We start from the raw sequence: 21,020 nt of genomic DNA, 5'->3' as shown, positions 1-21,020 counted from the left end.
GATGTCACCGATGACGCAGGCGTTGACACAGACGAGTCGGCGATGCTTGACACCCCCTGATCGCTCGCGGGACGCCGCCTACTGGATCGCGTCGATGGCGGCACTCAAGCGCCGTTTCAACTGGTCCGGTAACCGAACGTATCCGGCAGCGGCCAGTTCGCCCTGGCCGCTGGTGGAGGCCGACCGCAGGAAAGACTTCACGCCGGCCGAGGTGTCGGCGTCGTAGCCCTTCGAACAGACGATCTCGTAGGTCACCAAGACTAGCGGGTAGGCAGCAGCCTGCTTGGTGCCATACAGCGACCTCAGGTCCAGGCGCATGTCGTTGCTGTCCTCGGAGAGGAATCCGGCGGACTGGATCGCGGCACCGGCCGTGTCATCGGTCGCCGCGACTGCTCCCGAGCCGGAGTCGATCAGCGCCGAGAGCAGGCCGGCCTGGTCGGCGAAGCCCTTCTCGACATAGCCGACGGCACCCGGCGTGCTCTGCACCGCCTGCACCACCCCGGCCGACTTCTGGGCGCCCTCGCCCACGCCGCCCTGGAATTCACTGCCCTCGCCCTTGGTCCAGGCCTGCGGCGCTGCGGCGCTGAGGTACTTCTGGAAGTTGTCGGTGGTGCCCGAGGAGTCCGATCGGTAGATCGGCGTGATGTCCATCGCGGGCAGCTGCGTTCCCGGGTTGAGGGCGACCAGCGCGGGGTCGTCCCAACGGGTGATGCCGCCGCTGAAGATGCCGGCGAGCACATCGCCGTTGACCACCAGGTTGTCCACCCCGTCGAGGTTGTAGGCGATGCTGACCGGCCCGAACACCAGCGGCAGATGCCACGCCGGGTTCTGGCCGCACCGGGCAGCGGCCTCGGCCACCTGCGCTTGGCTCAACGGCGAATCGGATCCGGCGAAGTCGACGTGCCCGGCGATGAACTGTTCGCGGCCCGCGCCCGAACCGGTCGGGTTGTAGGACAGGTTCTTTCCCGCGCACTGCTTGCCCCACACCTGGTTGAACACCGCGATCGCATTCTGCTGAGCGGTCGAGCCCTCGGCAGTCAACGTGCTCTTTCCGGAGCACTCAGCGGAATCCGCTGCGCCCGTGGTGATCCCGGTGCTCGTCGCGCTCGCACTGTTGTCGTCGCTGCCACAGCCGCTCAGCGCCAGCCCGGTCATAGCGGCTGCCACCAGCGCAAGACCCGCCGTCGTGCGTGTCATCAGTTCTCGCTTTCTCACTCGGCATTGAGATCACTCCGGAACGTATGCGGCACTCATGGATGGCAACCACCGGGCAGATGAACGGGTGGTGAATTGATTGGGCGAGTTGTCAGGCCTGGTCAACCGCGGCGTAAGCGGTGTCGACGCTGTACACGGCGAAACCCAACTGCTCGTAGGTGCGCAACGCCGCGGTGTTGTCCGCCTCGACATACAGCAGCACCATCGGCTGGTCGACATCGGCGAGCCGCTCGGCGAGATAAACCAGCCCCACCTCGGTGAGCACCCGACCCAGGCCGCGTCCCTGGGCAGCCGGATCGACCCCGACGACGTAGACCTCCCCCGCGCTTTCGGCACCCGGCTTGCCGCGGTGGATCTTCGTCCAGTGGAACCCGAGCAGCGTCGGTCCGTCGAACGCCAGAAACAGGCCGGCCGGGTCGAACCAGGCCTCGGCGCGCCGTTGCGCGAGATCGTCCGCCGTCCAGCCGCTCTGCTCCGGGTGCCAAGCGAACGCGGCATTGTTGACCCGCAGCAACTCGGCGTCGTCGGCGGGGCCCGCATAGCTGCGGATCGACACGCCCGGCGGAATCGCCGGCTCCGGTACGCCCCGCAGTGACCTGCGCATCTGCAGCAATTCGCGGACCGCGACCAGCCCCAGGGCGTGAGCGGTTGCGCGGGCGGCGGGCAGGGTGCCATGGGCCCAGAACCGGGTCTGGCCGCCGGTTCTGCCCAGCGCGGCGCGGGCCATCGTCGTCCCCAGGCCCCGGCGCCGGGCCGGCGGCGCCACCACCAGCTCGGCCATCGGGATCGCGTCGCCGGCAGCCAGATTCAGGTAACCCACCACGGCGGCACCGTCGGCGACGACCAAGTGTTCGGTGCGAGCGGCGGCGAGCTCACGCAGCACCTGCTCCCCCACCGGCGCGACGCCGTCGTGCTCGCCGGCGGCGGCGATCAGCTCACGAACCTGCCGCTGCTGGTCCGCGGTCAGTGCGCCATGCCAGTGCGGAGTGGTCACTGACTGGTCAGTGACTCGGGCGCACCGCCGTCGGCACCGTTGAGGTCGTCGAGCACTTCGTCATTCGCGGCGTCCGCGGCGTGTTGTCCCCGCGCCGGCCGGACCGCCTTGTAGCCGACATTGCGAACCGTGCCGATCAACGACTCGTATTCCGGCCCGAGTTTGGCGCGCAATCGCCGGACGTGCACATCGACCGTGCGTGTGCCGCCGAAGAAGTCGTAGCCCCACACCTCCTGCAGCAACTGCGCCCGGGTGAAGACCCGGCCGACGTGCTGCGTGAGGTACTTGAGCAGCTCGAACTCCTTGTAAGTCAGGTCCAGCGGCTTGCCCCGCAACCGCGCGGTGTAGGTGCCCTCGTCGATCACCAGCTCACCGAGCTTGGTCTGTCCGGACGCCTGCTCGGCGGCCGGTGCGCCGCGCCGGCCCGTCAACAGCCGCAGCCGGGCATCGGTCTCCGCCGGTCCGGTACCCGGAAGCAGGATCTCGTCGATGCCCCATTCGGCGTTGACCGCCACCAGACCGCCTTCGGTCACGACCGCGACCACCGGAACCGACCCCGCGGTGGCACTCAGCAGCCGGCACAGCCCACGTGCCCCCGCCAAATCGGTGCGCGCGTCCACCAGAACCACCTCGGCCGAACCGGCTTCAAGCAGCGCAGAGACCTCCGGCGCAGCCGTTCGCACGGTGTGTGCCAGCAGCGACAGGGACGGCAACACCCCGTCGGGGTGCATGTCAGCAGTCAACAGCAGTAGCTCCAACGAGGCCCTCCAGCGTCCCAGGTGCTCTAACGATAGCGTGCGACCTGCCAGAATGACTCGGTGCGCAGGGTGCTTATCGGGATGTCGGCCGCGATGGCGGCACTGGTCGTGGCGGTAGCCGGGTTCGATTTCGGAGCGGGCGTCTACGCCGAGTACCAATTATCCCGGGCCGTACGCCAGGCCACCGACCTCACCGCGGACCCGTTCGTGGCGATCCTGGGCTTCCCATTTCTGCCGCAGGCACGCCGTGATCACTACGACGAAGTGGAGATCAAGGCACCCGCCGTCGCGCAGCCGATGATCGGCAAGGCGATGCTCGAGGCCACCATGCACTCGGTCGACCTGACCGAGGCCACCTGGCGGTTCCGGCCCGACGCTCCGATCCCGGTGGCCAAACTGGAGAGCCGAATTATCATCGGCTCTGTGCATTTGGGCCGCTATCTGGGAATCCGCGACCTGATGGTGGAGGCCCCGCCGGCCGAGACCGACGACAACACCGGCGGCACCACCGAGTCCGGAATCTCCAGCAGCCACGGCCTGGTGTTCACCGGCACCCCCGCGGGCTTCGGCAAGCGGGTGAGCGTGGCGGTGGACCTGTCGATGGCCGGGCCGGACCACAGCACCTTGGTCATCACCCCGACGGGCATCCTCACCGGCCCGGACACCGCCGATCAGGATGTTCCCGACGAGCAGCGCGTCGCGGTGCTGACCGCGTTCCGTGGCAGCCTGCCCCAGCAGCGGCTGCCGTTCGGGGTGGTCCCGACCACCCAGGGCGCCCGTGGGTCCGACGTGATCATCGAGGGCATCGCCGACGACATGACGGTCACCTTGCCGGAGTTCCGCCCGCGATGAGCGTCATCGCGATCATCACCGCCCTGCTGGCCGCCGGGGCGATCGGATGGTGGCTGAACCGGCGCGGCGGAGTCTTGCGGGAACTGCCCGAGAGCAGCAGCGACTCCACCGCGGGCGCCGACGCCGCCTTCCTCGGCCTGGAGCCCGGCCGGCCGGCGGTGGTGCACTTCTCCGCGCCATGGTGCGGACCGTGCGCCGGGGTGCGCCGTGTGGTCGAGAAGGTCTGCGACGACCTCGGGGGTGTCCCCCATCAAGAAGTCGACATCGACGCCAACCCGGAGGCCGCCCGCAGGTTCTCGGTGTTGTCGCTGCCGACCACGGTGATCTTCGACACGAACGGCCGGCAGCGATACCGCGCCAGCGGCGTCCCGACGCTTGCGGACCTGCGTTCGGCCCTCGAACCCCTGTTGACCTGACCAGCCCTGCGTTGGGTAGGCTGTACGTCGTGTTCGCCCGCATTGAGCTTGTGCTCACCAAACGCCGCACAGTCGACCTGTGCCGCACCGCGGGCTGCTGCTGTTGTCGTTGTCGCTGAATCGCCGCGTTTTCGCGTCGCTATCGGAGTCGCCCGGAATGCCGTGGCATGCCTCCACCAGCCATTCGCAACGACAACACAGGGAGCATTGCATGCAGGACACTCACACCGACACTGCTCAGGTAGATGTCCGCGGTCCCCGATTCGCCGCCTGGATCACCACCGCCGTACTGGTGGCTGTGCTGCTCACCGCGCAGTTCAGCCCGGCGGCCGCAGCCGTTGCGCTGGGCGCCCAAGCCGCCGTCTTCGCGATCGGCGCGGCGCTGGGGCCCCGCGGCCACCCCTACGGGCGGTTGTTCGCCCGATTCATCGCGCCGCGACTGGGGCCGGTCAGCGAGCGTGAGCCGGTGGCGCCGCTGCGCTTCGCCCAGCTCGTCGGCCTGGTGTTCGCCGTGCTGGGCGTCGCAGGTTTCGCCTTCGCACCCACACTCGGTCTGATCGCGACCGCCTTCGCCCTGGCCGCGGCCTTCCTCAACGCCGCGTTCGGTATCTGTCTGGGCTGTCAGCTCTACCCCCTCATCGTGCGCCTGCGGCCGAACGCGGCGTGACCACCACTCTTTGCTCGTTGTAACCGAAAGGATTCCCACCATGGCACGCTCGGACGTCCTGGTCTCCACCGACTGGGCCGAGAGCAATCTCGACGCGCCCGGCATCGTCTTCGTCGAGGTCGACGAAGACACCAGCGTCTATGACATCAACCACATCCCCGGCGCCATCCGGCTCGACTGGCGCAAGGACCTGCAGGACCCGGTACGGCGCGATGTCGTCGACGCGGCCGCGTTCTCCAAGCTGCTCTCCGAGCGCGGTGTCTCCAACGACGACACTGTGATCCTCTACGGAGGCAACAACAACTGGTTCGCCGCCTTCGCCTACTGGTACTTCAAGCTCTACGGGCACGAGTCGGTCAAGCTGCTCGACGGCGGCCGCAAGAAGTGGGAGCTCGACGGACGCCCGTTGTCGAGTGAAACCGTCAGCCGGCCGGCCACGTCCTACACCGCCAAGCAGCTCGACGAGTCGCTCCGTGCCCGCCGCGACGAGGTGATCGCAGCGATCAACACCAAGAACCTCGTCGACGTGCGCTCCCCCGAGGAGTTCTCCGGCAAGATTCTGGCCCCGGCACACCTGCCGCAGGAGCAGAGCCAGCAACGCGGCCACGTCCCCAGCGCCATCAACGTGCCGTGGAGCCGCGCCGCAAACGAGGACGGCACCTTCAAGTCCGACGAGGAGCTGGCCAAGCTCTATGCCGACGCCGGCCTCGATGGCGAGAAGGAGTCCATCGCCTATTGCCGTATCGGTGAGCGCTCGTCGCACACCTGGTTCGTGCTGCGCGAGCTGCTCGGACATCGCAATGTCAAGAACTACGACGGTAGTTGGATGGAATACGGCTCCCTGGTGGGTGCCCCGATCGAATTGGGAAGCTGATATGTGCTCTGGACCCAAGCAAGGACTCGCCCTGCCGGCCAACGTCGACCTGGAGAAGGAGACCGTGATCACCGGGCGCGTGGTCGACAGCAACGGTGCCTCCGTCGCTGGCGCCTTCGTCCGGCTGCTGGACTCCTCCGACGAGTTCACCGCTGAGGTCGTCGCCTCGGCCACCGGCGACTTCCGGTTCTTCGCGGCGCCGGGGGCATGGAAGGTCCGGGCGCTGTCCTCGGCCGGCAACGGCGACGCCGTGGTGACGCCGTCGGGCGCGGGCCTGCACGAGGTGGACATCAAAGTCGCCTGATCGGTCAGGCGGCGGTGCCCCGCCACACCCGGCTTCGCCGGCCTCGCGAGCGCCGCTGGGTCTGATGGCGGTGCCCCGCCACACCCGGCTTCGCCGGCCTCGCGAACACCGCTAGAATTTCCCCCGTGGTGTTGTTCTTCGAATTGATGCTGGTGGCGGCAACTGGCCTGATCACCTGGTTCGCGCTGTACACGCTGTATCGGCTGATCACCGACGAGATGTGAGCGGTTCCGACGGGGGCACGCAGGCCGGCGGTGAGCGCCCGGTCGAGCGCGGCTCCGGCGACCGCGCGGTAGCCGCCGCTGCGGAGCGGGCCAAGCAGACCGCCGCGCGCAATATCCCGGTCTTCGACGACCTGCCGTTCGCCGACACCGCCAACCTGCGCGAGGGCGCCAATCTGCATGACGCACTGTTGGCGCTGTTGCCGCTGGTCGGTGTGTGGCGCGGCACCGGGCTGGGACACAGTGCGCAGGGCGACTACCGGTTCGGCCAACAGATCGTGGTATCCCACGACGGCGGCGACTACTTGAACTGGGAAGCGCGGTCCTGGCGACTCTCCGACGACGACGAGTCCACCGAACCGACCCTGCGCGAGACCGGCTTCTGGCGTTTCATCGACGATCCGGACGACCCCGACGAGTCCCAGGCCATCGAACTGCTGCTGGCGCACTCCACCGGCTACGTGGAGCTGTTCTACGGGCGTCCGCACGGCCCGGCCTCCTGGGAACTGGTCACCGATGCGCTGGCACGCAGCAAATCGGGCGCGTTGATCGGCGGCGCCAAACGGCTTTACGGGATCGTCGAAGACGGCGACCTGGCCTACGTCGAGGAGCGGGTGAACGCCGACGGTGAGCTGGTGCCGCACCTTTCGGCGCGGCTGTCCCGCTTCGTCGGCTAAGCACCGCACTGACGGGCTGCACCGGCCTGCAGCCGCGGGCTCAGCGCCCGATAGCGGTGTCGACCAGTCCGGCGAATTCGCGCTCGGACACCCGCGGGTTCAGCGCCCGGCCGTCGAGGGTATGCACCCTGGCCGCCAGCGTGATACTGGAGACCAGCCAGATGTCTTGCGCCGCGGCCAGATCCGCCTGCCGCAGCGGGACGTAGTCGCATTGGTAACCGGCGCCGCGGGCCACCTCGAACAACGCCTCCTGGGTGGTGCCGCGCAGAATCGGGTGCGACAGCGGCGGCGTGACCAGCCGACCGGGTTCCACCAGGACCACCGTCGAGCGCGGGCCTTCCAACACGTAACCGTCGGAACTGACGAAGATGACGTCGTCGGCGCCCTGTTTTGCGGCGTAGCGCAGCGCCGCCATGTTCACCGCGTAGGACAGTGTCTTGGCGCCGGCGAGCAGCCAGGGCATCTCCAGGCCCTGCGTGGACAGTCCGCGGTCCAGGATCACCGCCGCCACGCCGTCGCGACGGGCCGCGAGGATACGTTCGGGCAGCGGCGTCAGCATCACGTACTGGGTTGGCGCCGAGCCGCTTTCCCGGCCACGGCTGTAGATCAGCCGCAAGGCGCCCTCCCCGGCCCCCGCCCAGTGCTCCACCGCGGTCTCGGCCGCACGGCGCCATTGATCCAGATCCGGGACCGGCAGGTCCATCAGCTGGGCCGAACGCGCCAGCCGGTGCAGATGCTCGTCGAGGAGGCAGGCGGTGCCGTCGCGCACCAGCAGGGTCTCGAACACCCCGTCGCCGCGCAGCGCCGCCAGGTCGTCGGCGTACAGCAGTGGGGAGCCCGGCGCGGCCAGCCCGCCGCCCACGGTGACAATCGTCACGACGGTGTCGTCCACTTCGGCGTCGGCTGCCATGGACCGTGAGCGTAGCGGCTCCGTAGAGTTGGCATGTGTCCGCCGTCCCCGCACCCGATTCCGGCCCCGACGCCGGCGCTGTCTGGCACTATGGCGACCCGTTCGGCGAGCAGCGCAGCGCCGAAACGGGCGTTGTGCTGGTGGACCGGTCCCACCGCGCGGTGCTCGAGCTGAGCGGCTCGGACCGCAAGACGTGGCTGCACAGCCTATCCACCCAGCACGTCGCCGAACTTGCCGACGGCGCCAGCGCCGAGAACCTCACCCTGGACCCCAAGGGGCACATTCAGAACCACTGGGTCCAGACCGAGATGTCCGACCGGACCTACCTGGACACCGAACCGTGGCGCGGCACGCCGCTGACCGAACACCTGCGCAAGATGGTCTTCTGGGCCGATGTGCGCATCGAGCCCGCCGACTTGGCGGTGCTCTCGCTGCTGGGTCCCGGTCGCGACGGCCCGGAGGTCCTCGACGCGCTGGGGCTGGCCGCGCCCCCCGGGCCCGTCGCAGCGCCGATCCCCGGCGGTTTCGTCCGCCAGACAGCCGGCCAGGACGCGGTGGAGTTGCTGGTCCCGCGTGCCGACAAGGGCCAGTGGCAGCAGCGGCTGACCCGGGCCGGGGTACGGCCCGCCGGAGTGTGGGCCTATGAAGCCCGCCGGGTGGCAGCGGTGCGCCCCCGGCTCGGCGTGGACACCGACGAGCGCAGCATCCCGCACGAACTGAACTGGATCGGGGGGCCGGGCTCCGGCGCTGTGCACCTGGACAAAGGGTGCTACAGCGGGCAGGAGACCGTGTCCCGGGTGCACAACCTGGGCAAGCCGCCCCGCATGCTGGTGCTGCTGCACCTCGACGGATCGGTGGACCGGCCCGCGACCGGCGACCCGGTCACCTCGGGCGGCCGTCCGGTGGGCCGGCTGGGCACGGTGGTCGACCATTTCGAGCTGGGGCCGATCGCGCTGGCGCTGCTCAAGCGGGCGCTGCCGGCCGACACCGCACTGCTGACCGGCGGCGACGCCGAGGTCAGTGCGGTGATCGACCCCGAATCGATGCCGCCACCCGATGAGCGGGGTCCGGGTCGGCTCGCGATCGACCGACTGCATGGCCGCCTTTGATGGTGGTCACACGGGTGCGGGCCAGTCGGCAGCTCTGAGATCGGCACGGTAAGCTGTCGGCAGGACAATACACACATTCAGATCGGAGCCGCCTGCTCGTTGGGCCGCTCCGTTATTGCGCGAGGGGGTTCCCCCATGGGCCGCGGCCGGGCTAAGGCGAAGCAGACCAAGGTGGCACGGGAGTTGAAGTACAGCTCACCGACGACCGACTTCACCCAACTCCAGCGGGAGTTGTCGGGGTCTGACCAATCCAACCACGACGGCGACGACTCGTGGAACGGCGACGACGACTGGCGCCGTTGACCGCGCCGGTGTGACAGCCGATCCTGACCGGATCACCACCGGGCTCGGTGGCCCCGCCAGGGGCTAGAACCTCGGGTGCTCCCCGACGAGCCTGGCCCCGTCGCCCGGTTCGGCATCCTTGCCCGGCTTGGTGATGGTGCCGAGCGGCCAGCAGTCCACGTGGCGGGCGGTCAGAATGGCCAGTGCGCGGTCGGTGTCCTCCGGCGCGACGACGGCCACCATGCCGACCCCCAGGTTGAACGTCTTCTCCATCTCCGCACGACTGACCCGTCCGCGCTGGGCGATCATCGCGAACACCGGCGCCGGCGTCCAGGTGCCACGGTCCACCTCGGCGATCAGCCCGTCGGGGATGACGCGCGCCAGGTTGCCGGCCAGTCCGCCGCCGGTGACGTGACAGAACGTCCGCACCTGCGTCTCGGCGGCCAGCGCCAGACAGTCCTTGGCGTAGATGCGGGTGGGCTCGAGCAGCTCCTCGCCCAGGGTGCGGCCGAACTCCTCGACGTGGCCGGCCAGGTTCATCCGGTCGATGTCGAGCAGCACCGCCCGGGCCAGCGAGTAGCCGTTGGAATGCAGCCCTGAGGAACCCATCGCGATCAGCACGTCGCCGGGGCGGACCCGGTCCGGGCCGAGCACGTCGTCGGCCTCCACCACCCCGACGCCGGTCGCGGAGATGTCGTAGTGGTCGGGTTCCATCAGGCCGGGGTGCTCGGCGGTCTCGCCACCGAGCAGCGCGCAGCCGGCCTGCACACAACCCTCGGCGATCCCGGAGACGATTGCGGCGACCCGCTCGGGCACGGTGCGGCCCACGGCAATGTAGTCCTGCAGGAACAGCGGCTCGGCGCCGCAGACCACCAGGTCGTCGACGACCATCGCCACCAGGTCGATGCCGACGGTGTCGTGCTTGTCCAGGGCCTGCGCGATCGCCAGCTTGGTGCCCACGCCGTCGGTGGAGGACGCCAACAGCGGCTCACGGTAGTCGTTGCGCAGGGCGAACAGGCCGGCGAAGCCGCCTAACCCGCCCCGCACCTCTGGCCGGGTGGCCTTGGCGGCCAATGGCTTGAACAACTCGACGGCCCGGTCTCCGGCCGCGATGTCCACTCCGGCCGATGCGTAGGTAACGCCCTGGGAGCTCGATTCTGCTGAGGTCATCGCGGTAAAGGCTACCGGTAGCCGACAGTGGACGGTATCGCGCTCGACATTGGGGCCGTCACAGCCGGTTGTGGCGTACCTGATTGAACGGCACACCGCGGTCGGCGGCGTACTCGCGGGGCAGGCCCAGGACGCGTTCGGCGATGACGTTGCGCGCCATCTCGTCGCTGCCCCCGCCGAGTCCCACGGTCTGCCGCGACAGGTAGCGGCGACCCACTCTGAGCAGGTGCGTCTCGTCGTCCACCACACCCAGCGGTCCGGCGACCGCCATGGCGGTGTCGACCTCCAGGTAGGTCACGTCGGAGTGGAACAGCCGGATGATCGAGGCCGCGGCAGGCGGGAGCTCACCGCTGCGCATGCCCCGCCCGGCGTAGTCGATGAGCTTGTCGCGGACCATGCGCCGGGCGAGAACCCGGCCGATCTGATCCCGGGTCAGCGGATCGTCCGCGGTGCCGCAGTCCTGCGCCAGGGTCAGGAAGTCCGCGGCGGCCATCTCGGTGCGTTCGGCCCCCCGCCCGCTGGCGAACTCCGAGCCCTGGCCCACGGCCCGGCGCTCGTGGTAGAGCAGCCGCGATGCGACATCCCAGCCCTTGTTGACCTCACCGACCACCGCGTCGGGCCCGAGCCGCAACCCGTCGAAGAACTCCTCGCAGAACTCGTTGGAGCCGTCGACCTGCTCGATGCGGCGCAGTGTGACGCCGGGCGCGTCGATCGGCACCAGGAACATGGTCAGGCCCTCGTGCTTGGGCACCGTCGAATCGGTGCGCACCAGCAGCAGCCCGAAGTCCGCCGCGAAGGCGCTGGTGCTCCACGTCTTGGCCCCGGTGACCACCCAGTCGTCCCCGTCCCGCTCGGCGCGGGTGATCAGCCCGGCCAGATCGGATCCGCCGCTGGGCTCGGAGAGCAGCTGCACGAGCACCTCGTCGCCGCGCAGCGCCGCGCTGATGTGGCGGCGCTTCTGTTCCTCGCTGCCGGTGTCGAGCAGAGTGGCGCAGCAGATGGTGAACGTGGGGACGTTGAGGATCAACGGCATCTCGTAGCCGGCGCACTCGGCGTCGAACGCCTTCTGGTAACGGATGTCCAGGCCGAGACCGCCGTATTCGCGGGGGAAGCAGATGCCGGCGAAGCCGCCGCCGTACAGGCGCCGCTGCAGCTCGCGTGCGCGTTGCCAGGCCCCCTCGTCGTCGCGGCCGTTGCGCGGGGGGTGCTGCGGGTCCAGGCGCGGCATGTTGGCGGCCAGCCAGTCGCGTGCCGACGCGGCGAAGGATTCCACGGAGATGTCGGTCATGCGGCGGGCTCCGTGCTGCTGGCGGCCGCGAAGATGGCCTGGTGATGTTCGGCGGGGGTGCCGAGCAGACCGCGGTACAGGGTGGCCCGACGCAGATACAGGTGCAGGTCGTGTTCCCAGGTGACGCCGATCCCGCCGTGCAGTTGCACGCATTCCTGAATCAGCCGGCCCGCGTGCTCGCCGAGATAGGACTTGGCCGCCCCGGCCCACATGGCCGCGTCGGCGTCGCGTGCGGCCACTTTGTCCACGGCGCCGCCGGCTATCGCGCGGCAGGCGTGCAGCCACATGGTCATGTCGGCCAGCCGGTGCTTGATCGCCTGGTAAGACGCCAGCGGCCGGCCGAAGCTGTACCGATCCCGGACCCAGTCCACCGTCATGGTCATGACGGCGTCCAGGATGCCGGCGACTTCGGCGCAGACCAGTGCGATGCCCACCTGCGTCTGCCGCTCGATGAGGGCGCCGGTCTGTGCCGCGGTGCCGACCACCGCCGAGGCGTCGACTTCGGCATCGCTGAACTCGATGCGGGCAAACCGCTTCACCAGATCCAGGCCGGGCTGCGGGGTCACCCGCACGCCGGGTGCGTCGGTACGGATCAGGAACTGGCGCAGCGCGCCGTCGTCGGTGCGGGCGCCGATCAGCACCAGGTCCGCCCGGTCCCCGGCCTCTACCCGGTCTTTGACTCCGTTGAGCCGGTAGCCGCCGCCGGTGGCGGTCGCCGCCAGCCCCGGCTGATCGGGGTGAAAGCCCCGGCCCGGTTCGTCGGCGGCCCAGGTCGCCACCAACTCTCCGGAGAGCAGCGCGGCGATGCTGTGCGCGTGTGCCTGCCGGTTGTCGGCGTCGACCAGACCGGCCAGCACCATGCTGATCGGATACAGCGGGCCCGGTGCCACGGTGCGTCCGATCTCGGTGGCGATCGCAGCCAGGTCCCGCAGACCGCAGCCAGAGACGCTGCCGCCGCCGAGTTCCTCGGGCACCAGCAGCCCGGCCCACCCCAGTTCGGCCGCCTGCCGCCACCAGTCCGCGTCATAGGATTCGCCGCGCGCGTGCAGGTCGCGCTGGTCGCTCAGGGCTGCGGTCTTGTCCAGAAAGGCACGGGCCGTGGCAACGAAAAGCTCGGTTTCGGTAGAGAGTTCGCTCATCTCATCTCCTCGTGGCCGCCAGGATCACCGGATCGGCTCGTCGCCGAGCACCGTGGTGCGCAGCATCTCCCGGGGGGAATCGGGGTCATAGGGCGCAGCCCGGTGCAAGACGCCGCGGTTGTCCCAGATGACGGTGTCGCCCACCGACCACTGGTGACGATAGACCCGGTCGGCCACCGTGGCGCGCGCCAGCAGTTCGTCGAGCAGTGCGCGCCCCTCGTCGAGGTCCATCCCGACGACGTAGTCGGCGGAAGCGCCCAGCACCAGGGATCTGCGACCGTTGCGGTGAGTCCATACCAGCGGGTGTTCGTGGGTGGGTCGTGCGCGCCACCGGGCCAGCTCCTCCGGTGCCGGATCGGGGGTCACCCGGCGCTGGGACGCCTCCAGCGAGTGCACCACGCGCAGCTGCGCGAATCGGCGCTTCTCGTCGTCGGTGAGCTGGTCGTAGGCGGCATAGGAGCTGGCGAACTCGGTCTCACCGCCGCGTTCGGCGACCTGCACCGCCGAGAGCACGGTGGCTTTCTGCGGATACTGATCCCCGGTGGGCGTGCACCCGTCGATGTGCCAGTCGAACGTGGCGCGCAAGTAGCTCGCCGACGAGTTCTTGGCCCGGTTCAGGGTGACCGGGTAGATGCCCGCAACCTCGTGGTGGCCGTCCGCCGTGTAGTCGACACTGCCCAGGCGCTCGCAGAACGCCACCTGGGAGCCGGGGTCGATGTGCAGGTTGCGAAAGACCAGGACACCGTTGTCCTCCAACGCCTCGAGGATGGCAGCACCGAGACTGTCGTCGGAGGCCAGGCGCTGCGGGTCCACACCGAGGACCTCCGCGCCGACCGATGCGGTCAGCTTGCTGACGGTGAGCAGACTCATTGGCCTGTCCTTCCTGACACGGGTTTGGTTCCTGGCAGCGCTAGGGAACGGGCCAGCCGGTGCGGACCATGACGGCGTCCGCGGCGTCGACGGGGGCGGGCTGCCCCATGATCTCGACGGCCATCGCCACCATCACCAGGGAATAGATCAGCTGCAGCAGATTGAGAGCGTCCTCGGGAAGTTCGTCCAGGGCGAACTTGTCGCAATAGTCGATCGCCTCTTCCAGCCGCGGAAAGAACGCGTCATAGAACTGCCGCAGCTCCAGGATGCTGCTGGCCAACCTCTGGTTGTAACGCTCGGTTTCGGTTGCCAAACACCAGGTTTCGGCGAAGGGCTCCAGTTCGGAGAAGGCACTGGGAAGCCGTGCGGCGCTCATCGCTGCGCTCCCGCGCCGGCCGCCTCGCGCCGGTAGGCGTCCACCCAGTCACCGACTGCCTTGTGCAGGTGGCGAACCAGGATCTCCTGGTCGTTGAGCGGGAAGTCGTCGACGACGCCGTACTCCAGGGCGGCCTGGGTGCCGCCGAGCATGCCGGCGTCCTGCAGCGCAAACTCTTTGAGCACCACTGCCGCCACCTCGTGCTGAACGCGTTCACGCACCGTTTGGGCCGGATAGAAGTAAGTGTGCGCCTCGAACCGGTGGGTGTTGTACGAGGTCGGCCAGTACCGGTAGAGCAGGTACCAGCCCCCGTAGATGAGGATCTCGGTGTTGGGGAAGATCTGGAAGTTGCTGATCCCCCACGGCTGGATGCCGCCCGGGTTCAATCCGGCGGGCAACTCGCCGAGGTCGGGGGTTTCCCAGGGGCCCACCAGGCCGCTGCGGGTGGCCCGCTCGATCGGATACATGTACTCCGGCGGTAGCAGCCAGCGGCGCCGGCCGGCCGTCGAGACCAGGCGGTGCGGACCGTCGAGCTGGAAATGGCCGCAGGTGAATCCGGCGCCGGGAACCCGGACTTGGGCGGGAACCTGCTGGGAGTGCAGCGCCGGAACGTGGTAGTACTCCTGGAAGGCGTCGGCGAAGATCTTCCAGTTGCTGTTGTTGTGCGCCACCCAGTCATAGCGTTCGGTCAGTTTCTCGAACGGGTAGTCGTCGAGTCCGGTGATCATCGGCCCGAGGAACTCCCGCAGGCCCTGGCGTGGCGTGGCGTCGAGGTTGACGAAGATGAAACCGTTCCAGGTGTCGCAGTGCACCGCGACCAGATGGGCGTCGGCTTCGTCGCACCGATAGGTGTGCCGACAGCGCTTGCAGGCGATCTCCTCGCCCTGCCCGGAGGCCTCGCGATCGGGGAACTCGTGCCAGACCAACGTGGTCGCGCACCGTGGGCAGATGTTGTGGAACGCCCCGATTCCGCGGTCGGTGTGAATGAGAAGGATGCTGGCGCGGGCGACCTCGATCCGTTTGGTGGCATAGCTGCCGGGATCGGCGACTTCCTCGATCCGGCCGATGTTCAGCCAGGCCCGTTTGAACACCGCCTCGCGTTCGAGTTCGTAGAACTGCGGCGACGTCGAGTCGGCGAACGAGACCGGACCGGTGCCCAGTTCGGGGTAGTACTCGGTCCACGAGCCCGCCGGGGTCCTCCCGGATCGCACTGAAGACTGTTCTGTCACAGCACCGCTCCTCCGTTGACGCCCAACACCTGGCCGGTGATGAAGCCGGCTTCCTCCGAGCACAGGAATCCCACCGCCGCGGCGATGTCCGCCCCGGTGCCCAGCCGGCCCAGGGGGATGTTCGCGGCGATCTGCTCGTTGGACGGCAGGAACCCGGCCGCTTGACCCTGATGCTGCATGGGCGTCTCGATACCCGACGGCGGGATGTTGTTGACCGTGACGCCGCTCGCGGCGTACTCGCGGGCCAACGACTTGGTCAACGTGATGACCCCGCCTTTGGCGGCCGCGTAGTGCGCGGCGAACGGCGATCCCCGCTGGGCGCTCGACGACGAGATCATCACGATGCGCCCCCAGCCGGCGGCGACCATATCCGGCAGGGCCGCCTGGCAGCAGTGGAACGTCCCGGTCAGGTTGACGTCGATGATCTGGGCCCACGCCTGTGCGGTGATGTCGGCGAACGCGCAGTAGCCGAAGAGACCGGCACTGGTCACCAGCGCGGCGACCGGCCCGAGCTCTCCGCGCACCGATGCGAAGGCCTGGTCGACAGCGGCCCGGTCCGTGACGTCGGCCTCGAGGCCCAGCGCGGTCAGGCCCCGGGCGCGCAGGTCGCCGGCAACGCGTTGCGCCGCTTGGCCGTTGACGTCGAGAACACCGACGCGGTAGCCGCGCCTGCCCAGTTCGTGGCAGGTGGCCTCGCCCATGCCCGAGCCCCCGCCGGTGACCACCGCGACTCGTTGCGGCAGCTCTGCGGTCATCGCATCCCCTTCGGACGGCACCGGCAGATATTATCAAGTACTTGTCATTAATCTCAAGTGCCGACCCCGATCACCGCGCAGACGCTCAGGGCAGGGCGATCATCGCGACATACATGGCCACCACCGGCCGGTAGAGGTCGATGCCGTCGAGTTCACTGGCCAGCACCGCGGCATCACTGGTGGCGACGAGCACCTGCGCCAGGGTCAGGGCCGGGATCCGCAGGGTTCCCCCGAGGCGTTCGACGCCTTCGACGATGAAGGCCGCCAACTGCTCGACGACCTCGGCGCGCTTGGCGGCGACCCGGGCGCGGGCTTCGGGGTTGCGCAGCAGATACAGGGTGAACTCGTAGCCCAGCGCGGCATGCTCGGCGCCGCGGTCACGGCTCAACCGCTGCCAGCGCTCGGCGATGTCGTCGAGTTCTCGCACGCCCACTTCGGTGGCGTTCGCCATCACCTCGGCGAAGTTTTCGAAATAGCGCTGCCAGTACCGTTCGCTGACCGCCAGAAAGAGCTCGTCCTTGGCGGCGAAGTGCTTGTAGATAGCGCCCTTGGTGTAGCCGGCGGCTTGCGCGATGTCATCGAGAGTCGCCGTGGTGAAGCCTTTTTCGGCGAACACCTCCTCAGCGGCGTCCAGCAGTAACGAGCGTGTTCGCTCCAGTCGCCGCTCACGCGTCCACCGCTCCACCACGACGGCGATTGTCCCACAGGATCTGCGATACCTATTGGCATCACAGATACTGATGAGTATATTTCGGCACACAGTGCGTCATCCGGGAAGGGGACCGCAACATGGGTAGCGGCTTGCCGAGCCAGCAGAACGTGTCAGTGGCCGCGCGGCCGGAAGCCGCCGGACCTCAGAGCGGCGGGGCCATCCGGATCTGGGCCGCCGCCGGCGGGGCACTGCTGGCGCTGCAGCTGTATGTGTGGGCGCGCTGGATCACCGGCCCGTACTTCGAACGCGTCCCGGTCGGGCCGAACGATCCGCCGATGTACATGAAGGTGCCACTGATGGCCAACGCCGTCGTGCTGTGGGTCGGCCTGCCGTTCGCCATCTGGTGGTTCTTCATCCGCCCCTGGCGCCGCGAACGGCGAATCACGCTGGACGGCATGCTCTTCCTGTCGATCGGCCTGATGTTCTTTCAGGACCCGCTGCTCAACTACTTCAACACCTGGTGCACCTACAACACCTGGCTGTTCAACCGGGGATCCTGGACATCGCACATACCGGGATGGTCCTCACCGGAGGAGCCCGGCCGCCAGGTCGCCGAACCGCTGTTGACGAACCTCCCGGGCTACGCCTACGGGGTACTGCTGATCACCATCGTCGGCTGTGCCGTGATGCGAAAGATCAAGGCGCGCTGGCCTTCCATCAGCAACCTTCGCCTGATCGCCGTGACGTATGCGATCGCCTTCGTCTTCGACTTCGTGATGGAGGGCCTCGTCCTGCTGCCGATCGGCATGTACACCTACCCCGGCGCCATGCGTTCGGTGTCGATCAATGCCGACACCTACTACCAATGGCCCGTCTACGAGGGACTCATGTGGGGAGCCGTGCAGGCGGCGCTGTGCTGCCTGCGTTACTTCACCGACGACCGCGGCCGCACCGTCGTCGAACGCGGATTGGACGGCATCCGGGGCGGATTCGCGCGACAGCAGTTCACCCGGTTCCTGGCGATCTTCGCCGGGGTCAGCGCGTGCTTCTTCGCCTTCTACATGGGCCCGGCGCAGTGGATCGCCCTGCACGCCGACCCGTGGCCGCAAGACCACCAGAAGCGCTCCTACTTCACCGGTGGCATCTGCGGGGACGGCACCGACAAGCCGTGTCCGCATCCGGCCCTGCCGATGCCCTCCAACCGGTCCGGCTACATCAATGTCGACGGTCAACTGGTGCTGCCCGAAGGCGTTTCGGTGCCCCCGATCGTGCCGTTCGAGCGGGGGAACTGACCAAGGTGCTCCAGCACAGCCACGCAGCGGCCGAAAGTCGTTCCGGGGCGCCCTTTTACCGTGCGATCGGCGATGAGATCGAAGTCTTCCGGGCGGCGGCGCGCCGGGGGCTGCCGGTGCTGTTGAAGGGCCCCACGGGATGCGGGAAGACGCGGTTCGTAGAGGCCATGGCCGAGCAGTCGGGTCGCGATCTGATCACCGTCGCCGGACACGAGGACATGACGTCGGCGGACCTGGTGGGCCGGTTCCTGCTCCAGGGTTCGGAGACGGTCTGGGTGGACGGGCCGTTGACCCGGGCGGTGCGCGAAGGCGCCATCTTCTATCTGGACGAGGTGGTCGAGGCGCGCCAGGACACCACGGTGGTCATCCATCCGCTCGCCGACCACCGCCGCGCGCTGCCGGTCGACCGGCTCGGCACGACCGTGCCGGCGGCACCGGGGTTTCAGCTGGTGATCTCCTACAACCCCGGGTATCAGAGCGTGCTGAAGAACCTCAAGGAGTCGACCCGTCAACGGTTCGTCGCCATCGAGCTCGGCTTCCCTCCCGCGCAGACCGAGATCGACATCGTCGCGCACGAAACCGGCGTCGATCCGCAGACGGCGCAGTCACTGGTGGCACTGGGCAACGCGATCCGCAACCTGGACGGCTCACCGCTGCGCGAGGGCGCCTCCACCCGGATGCTGATCCTGGCCGGCGGCCTGGTCGCCGAAGGCCTCGGCCTGCGCAGCGCTGTCCGGGCCGCCATCGTCTCAGTCCTCTCCGACGACGCCGATGTCATCCGTGCACTCGGTGAACTCGCCGACGCCGTGCTTCCCCCGATGTGACCGCGCCGGATCCGGCCACACCCGACCGGTTCAGGTTCCTCGCCGGCTACCTCGCGGGCCGGTCGGTCGAGGTGTCGCAGGCGTCCGCGGGCGAGGCCGCACACACCAACGGGCACGCCATCTTCGTGTCGGCCGGCGCTTCGGCGGCCACCCAGCGTCGCGAGGTCCTGGTCCAGGGCGCGCTGCTGGGCGCCGGGAGCCTGGAACCTCGGCTGGTCAAGGCGCTACGGGCACGCCCCTCGGTGACCCGGCGCTACCTGGCGCTCGAGGGCGACCGGGCGCTCAGCGAGGTCGCCGCCCGGCTGCCGCTGGCGGCGACGCTGCGCCCGGGGTCGCCGCCGCGTACCACCACGGCCGACGAATCGCTGCGGCTGGCCCGGGGCCGGCTGACCGTCGCCGACCCACCGGAGTGGTTCGGCGTCATCAGACCCGCCCGGCTGCTGCGGTCGGCCGGTGCCGCCGGTGGGAAGGCCACCGATGCGGACCTGCGTTTCGAGGTCAACGTCACGCAGGCACCGGCCGACGATGACGATGACGAGGTGCACGCCGGCGCGAGCAGAATCCTCAAGCTGTTCGACAACCCGGTCTTCCACTTCCCAGCCCTCTCGGACTTGCTGCGAAACCTGCTCGGCGGCTCGCGGTCCGGCGACAGCAGCTCCGGCGGTGAGCTGCCGTCCCGCGCACTGCGCCGCGGGCGGCCGGCCGGGCCGAACGCCCGCCCGCTGCCCAGCCGGATCCGCTTCACCGACGCGAAACCGGCCGCCACCGCGGGTATCGGCGGAGCCTGGTATCCCGAGTGGGACGTCTTCGCCAACAGCTACCGGCCCGACTGGTGCCGCGTCGTCGACTTCCCGCTCACCGCCGCCGCAGCCGGCTCCGCCGCCGGGGTGCTCCACGACGACGTGCTTCGCCGACGACTGTCGCGGGTCGGATTGGGCCCCAAAGCCTTACGCGGCCGACCCGACGGGGACGAGCTGGACCTCGAGGCGCTCATCGATGTGTTCGTCGACCTGCGCTCCGGGCATTCGCCCCCGGAACACGTCTACACCGAACGCCGCAAGCTGGCCCGCAATCTCGGTGTCCTGATCCTGCTGGATGCGTCCGGGTCCTCGACCGACACCGATCCGGCCGGCCTGGCGGTGCACGACCATCAGCGACGGGCGGCCGCCACGCTGGCCGTCACGCTCGAGGAGCTCGGCGACCGGGTGGCCGTCTACGGGTTCCGGTCACAGGGCCGGCACTGTGTTGAGCTGCCGGCCATCAAGACCTTCGAACAGCGTTTCGGCGCCATCGGGCGCGCCCGGCTCGACCAGCTGCAACCGTCGGGCTACACCCGGCTCGGCGCTGGGATCCGCGGCGCCGGGGAGATTCTCAAGACCCGGGCGGGCACCCCGAATCGGCTGTTGCTCGTGCTGTCCGACGGTTACCCCTACGACGTCGGTTACGAAGGCCGTTACGCCGAGGCCGACGTCAGCAAGGCCATCGAGGAACTCCGCTGTGACGGTCTCGCCTGCCTGTGTCTCACCATCGGCGCCAGCGGACCGACCCATCGGCCGGCCTTCGGCACCGCCGGCCATGCCGGCGCCATGACGCTGGCCGAGTTGAGCCCGCAGATGGACGAGTTGTTCTCGGCGGCACTGGCCGAACTCGCCGCGCCGCGACCCGGCCCCCGACGGTCTGGCTAGTCAGGACTCGACGTGGTCGTCGAACAGCGTGTGACCGGTGCCCTGTTCGACGACCCGCGACAGCAGGGTCCGCAGCGTCTCCTGCTCGTCGGCGGTCAGCACGCCGAACACCTGGTCGTGGGCGGCGATCGCATCGGCGACCACCGCCGACGTCACCGCGCGTCCCTCGTCGGTCAGGTAGGCACGCAGGATGCGGCCGTGATGGGGATCTTGCTTACGCTCCACCAGGCCGCGGCGCTCGAGCGCGCTCAGCGCCAGTTGCACACCCTGCGGCGTGATGAGCAGCCGGCGCGCCAGTTCGGCGCCGGACAACCCCGGTTCGCCGGCCAGTTGGCGCAACAGACCGATCTGCGCGGTGCTCACGCCGTGCTCGCTGATCGCCTCGTTCACGGTGGTCAGCGAGTAGTAGAAGGCCTGCTTGAGCAGCCACAGGATGTTGCTGGTCAGATCCATGTCCTGCT

25 protein-coding genes are annotated in these 21,020 nt (G+C 68.9%); 12 read left to right on the top strand and 13 right to left on the bottom strand.

The annotated features are described in order from the left end of the window. Window positions 1–78: 78 nt before the first annotated feature. The 3 genes from pstS to AWC02_RS16845 form a co-directional block, all read right to left on the bottom strand. On the bottom strand, window positions 79–1,197 hold the full coding sequence (gene pstS / locus AWC02_RS16855; RefSeq protein WP_085129856.1) for a phosphate ABC transporter substrate-binding protein PstS: 1,119 nt from the start codon (window positions 1,195–1,197) through the stop codon (window positions 79–81). Window positions 1,198–1,306: 109 nt separating this feature from the next. Beyond that, entirely contained in the window at window positions 1,307–2,209 is a 903-nt protein-coding gene (gene mshD, locus AWC02_RS16850; RefSeq protein ID WP_085129855.1) for a mycothiol synthase, read from the bottom strand. Beyond that, a complete protein-coding gene (locus AWC02_RS16845) occupies window positions 2,206–2,967 on the bottom strand; it encodes a winged helix-turn-helix transcriptional regulator (protein ID WP_085129854.1) in 762 nt (253 codons plus the stop codon). Before AWC02_RS16845 ends, mshD begins: the two co-directional genes overlap by 4 nt. Before the next feature lie 81 nt (window positions 2,968–3,048). Between AWC02_RS16845 and lmeA the strand changes: the two genes are divergently transcribed. The 7 genes from lmeA (at window position 3,049) to AWC02_RS16815 (ending at window position 6,978) form a co-directional block, all read left to right on the top strand. Then, on the top strand, window positions 3,049–3,819 hold the full coding sequence (gene lmeA / locus AWC02_RS16840) for a mannan chain length control protein LmeA (protein WP_085129853.1): 771 nt from the start codon (window positions 3,049–3,051) through the stop codon (window positions 3,817–3,819). Then, window positions 3,816–4,235 carry a thioredoxin family protein gene (locus AWC02_RS16835; RefSeq protein WP_085129852.1) on the top strand — a complete coding sequence of 140 codons (420 nt, stop codon included), beginning with the start codon at window positions 3,816–3,818 and terminating at the stop codon, window positions 4,233–4,235. Before lmeA ends, AWC02_RS16835 begins: the two co-directional genes overlap by 4 nt. 29 nt (window positions 4,236–4,264) lie before the next feature. Further along, window positions 4,265–4,354 carry a putative leader peptide gene (locus AWC02_RS23055; RefSeq protein WP_372509022.1) on the top strand — a complete coding sequence of 30 codons (90 nt, stop codon included), beginning with the start codon at window positions 4,265–4,267 and terminating at the stop codon, window positions 4,352–4,354. Window positions 4,355–4,446: 92 nt separating this feature from the next. Beyond that, the gene (locus AWC02_RS16830; RefSeq protein WP_085129851.1) at window positions 4,447–4,902 is read left to right on the top strand and encodes a DUF4395 domain-containing protein; all 456 of its coding nucleotides are present in this window, start codon (window positions 4,447–4,449) and stop codon (window positions 4,900–4,902) included. A gap of 40 nt (window positions 4,903–4,942) precedes the next feature. Beyond that, window positions 4,943–5,776 carry a sulfurtransferase gene (locus tag AWC02_RS16825; protein WP_085129850.1) on the top strand — a complete coding sequence of 278 codons (834 nt, stop codon included), beginning with the start codon at window positions 4,943–4,945 and terminating at the stop codon, window positions 5,774–5,776. Window position 5,777: 1 nt separating this feature from the next. Next, window positions 5,778–6,080: a DUF1416 domain-containing protein gene (locus AWC02_RS16820; RefSeq protein WP_085129849.1), complete on the top strand. Its 303-nt coding sequence runs from the start codon at window positions 5,778–5,780 to the stop codon at window positions 6,078–6,080. A gap of 220 nt (window positions 6,081–6,300) precedes the next feature. Next, window positions 6,301–6,978: a heme-binding beta-barrel domain-containing protein gene (locus tag AWC02_RS16815; protein WP_085129848.1), complete on the top strand. Its 678-nt coding sequence runs from the start codon at window positions 6,301–6,303 to the stop codon at window positions 6,976–6,978. 40 nt (window positions 6,979–7,018) lie between these two features. On the opposite strand, the gene AWC02_RS16810 is transcribed toward AWC02_RS16815, so the two are convergent. Beyond that, entirely contained in the window at window positions 7,019–7,888 is an 870-nt protein-coding gene (locus tag AWC02_RS16810) for an aminodeoxychorismate lyase (protein WP_085129847.1), read from the bottom strand. A 35-nt stretch (window positions 7,889–7,923) separates the two neighbouring features. Between AWC02_RS16810 and ygfZ the strand changes: the two genes are divergently transcribed. Together ygfZ and AWC02_RS16800 are read left to right on the top strand one after the other, a co-directional pair. Further along, entirely contained in the window at window positions 7,924–8,997 is a 1,074-nt protein-coding gene (gene ygfZ, locus AWC02_RS16805; RefSeq protein WP_085129846.1) for a CAF17-like 4Fe-4S cluster assembly/insertion protein YgfZ, read from the top strand. Between the two features lie 135 nt (window positions 8,998–9,132). Then, the gene (locus AWC02_RS16800; RefSeq protein WP_085129845.1) at window positions 9,133–9,300 is read left to right on the top strand and encodes a DUF3073 domain-containing protein; all 168 of its coding nucleotides are present in this window, start codon (window positions 9,133–9,135) and stop codon (window positions 9,298–9,300) included. 63 nt (window positions 9,301–9,363) lie between these two features. Here AWC02_RS16800 and purM read toward each other — a convergent pair whose 3' ends face one another. The 8 genes from purM to AWC02_RS16760 all read right to left on the bottom strand — a co-directional run bounded on the left by purM (window position 9,364) and on the right by AWC02_RS16760 (window position 16,794). Beyond that, on the bottom strand, window positions 9,364–10,449 hold the full coding sequence (gene purM / locus AWC02_RS16795; protein ID WP_085129844.1) for a phosphoribosylformylglycinamidine cyclo-ligase: 1,086 nt from the start codon (window positions 10,447–10,449) through the stop codon (window positions 9,364–9,366). A 58-nt stretch (window positions 10,450–10,507) separates the two neighbouring features. Then, the gene (locus AWC02_RS16790) at window positions 10,508–11,737 is read right to left on the bottom strand and encodes an acyl-CoA dehydrogenase family protein (RefSeq protein ID WP_085129843.1); all 1,230 of its coding nucleotides are present in this window, start codon (window positions 11,735–11,737) and stop codon (window positions 10,508–10,510) included. Next, on the bottom strand, window positions 11,734–12,876 hold the full coding sequence (locus AWC02_RS16785; RefSeq protein ID WP_085129842.1) for an acyl-CoA dehydrogenase family protein: 1,143 nt from the start codon (window positions 12,874–12,876) through the stop codon (window positions 11,734–11,736). The genes AWC02_RS16790 and AWC02_RS16785 overlap by 4 nt, the downstream gene beginning before the upstream one ends. A gap of 24 nt (window positions 12,877–12,900) precedes the next feature. Then, window positions 12,901–13,746 carry a TauD/TfdA dioxygenase family protein gene (locus AWC02_RS16780; protein WP_085129841.1) on the bottom strand — a complete coding sequence of 282 codons (846 nt, stop codon included), beginning with the start codon at window positions 13,744–13,746 and terminating at the stop codon, window positions 12,901–12,903. Window positions 13,747–13,786: 40 nt separating this feature from the next. Next, window positions 13,787–14,122, bottom strand: a complete 336-nt coding sequence (locus tag AWC02_RS16775) for a hypothetical protein (protein ID WP_085129840.1) — start codon at window positions 14,120–14,122, stop codon at window positions 13,787–13,789. Then, window positions 14,119–15,351, bottom strand: coding sequence for an aromatic ring-hydroxylating dioxygenase subunit alpha (locus AWC02_RS16770; RefSeq protein WP_085129839.1), 1,233 nt, complete (start codon window positions 15,349–15,351; stop codon window positions 14,119–14,121). Before AWC02_RS16770 ends, AWC02_RS16775 begins: the two co-directional genes overlap by 4 nt. Further along, window positions 15,348–16,106 carry an SDR family NAD(P)-dependent oxidoreductase gene (locus AWC02_RS16765; RefSeq protein ID WP_085129838.1) on the bottom strand — a complete coding sequence of 253 codons (759 nt, stop codon included), beginning with the start codon at window positions 16,104–16,106 and terminating at the stop codon, window positions 15,348–15,350. The genes AWC02_RS16770 and AWC02_RS16765 overlap by 4 nt, the downstream gene beginning before the upstream one ends. An 85-nt stretch (window positions 16,107–16,191) precedes the next feature. Further along, complete coding sequence (locus tag AWC02_RS16760) at window positions 16,192–16,794, bottom strand: TetR/AcrR family transcriptional regulator (protein WP_085129837.1); 603 nt, start codon at window positions 16,792–16,794, stop codon at window positions 16,192–16,194. A gap of 101 nt (window positions 16,795–16,895) precedes the next feature. On the opposite strand from AWC02_RS16760, the gene AWC02_RS16755 reads away from it, so the two are divergent. From AWC02_RS16755 to AWC02_RS16745, 3 genes are read left to right on the top strand one after another with little or no spacing between them, the layout of a single operon-like run. Further along, complete coding sequence (locus tag AWC02_RS16755) at window positions 16,896–18,050, top strand: spirocyclase AveC family protein (protein ID WP_085129836.1); 1,155 nt, start codon at window positions 16,896–16,898, stop codon at window positions 18,048–18,050. 5 nt (window positions 18,051–18,055) lie between these two features. Next, window positions 18,056–18,874: a CbbQ/NirQ/NorQ/GpvN family protein gene (locus tag AWC02_RS16750; RefSeq protein WP_085129835.1), complete on the top strand. Its 819-nt coding sequence runs from the start codon at window positions 18,056–18,058 to the stop codon at window positions 18,872–18,874. Then, window positions 18,871–20,559 (top strand): nitric oxide reductase activation protein NorD, encoded by a 1,689-nt coding sequence (locus AWC02_RS16745; RefSeq protein WP_085129834.1) that lies wholly within the window; start codon window positions 18,871–18,873, stop codon window positions 20,557–20,559. The genes AWC02_RS16750 and AWC02_RS16745 overlap by 4 nt, the downstream gene beginning before the upstream one ends. Here the strand turns inward: AWC02_RS16745 and AWC02_RS16740 are convergent, their stop codons facing one another. Continuing rightward, the gene (locus tag AWC02_RS16740) at window positions 20,560–21,012 is read right to left on the bottom strand and encodes a MarR family winged helix-turn-helix transcriptional regulator (RefSeq protein ID WP_085129833.1); all 453 of its coding nucleotides are present in this window, start codon (window positions 21,010–21,012) and stop codon (window positions 20,560–20,562) included. It abuts the gene before it with no gap. Window positions 21,013–21,020: the final 8 nt, after the last annotated feature.

Origin of the sequence: Mycolicibacter engbaekii (genome assembly GCF_002101585.1) — a bacterium.
In the GTDB taxonomy this organism is placed as follows: domain Bacteria; phylum Actinomycetota; class Actinomycetes; order Mycobacteriales; family Mycobacteriaceae; genus Mycobacterium; species Mycobacterium engbaekii.
The sequence above is the reverse complement of the archived record's forward strand: the minus strand, read 5'-3'. Positions and strand labels throughout refer to the sequence as shown.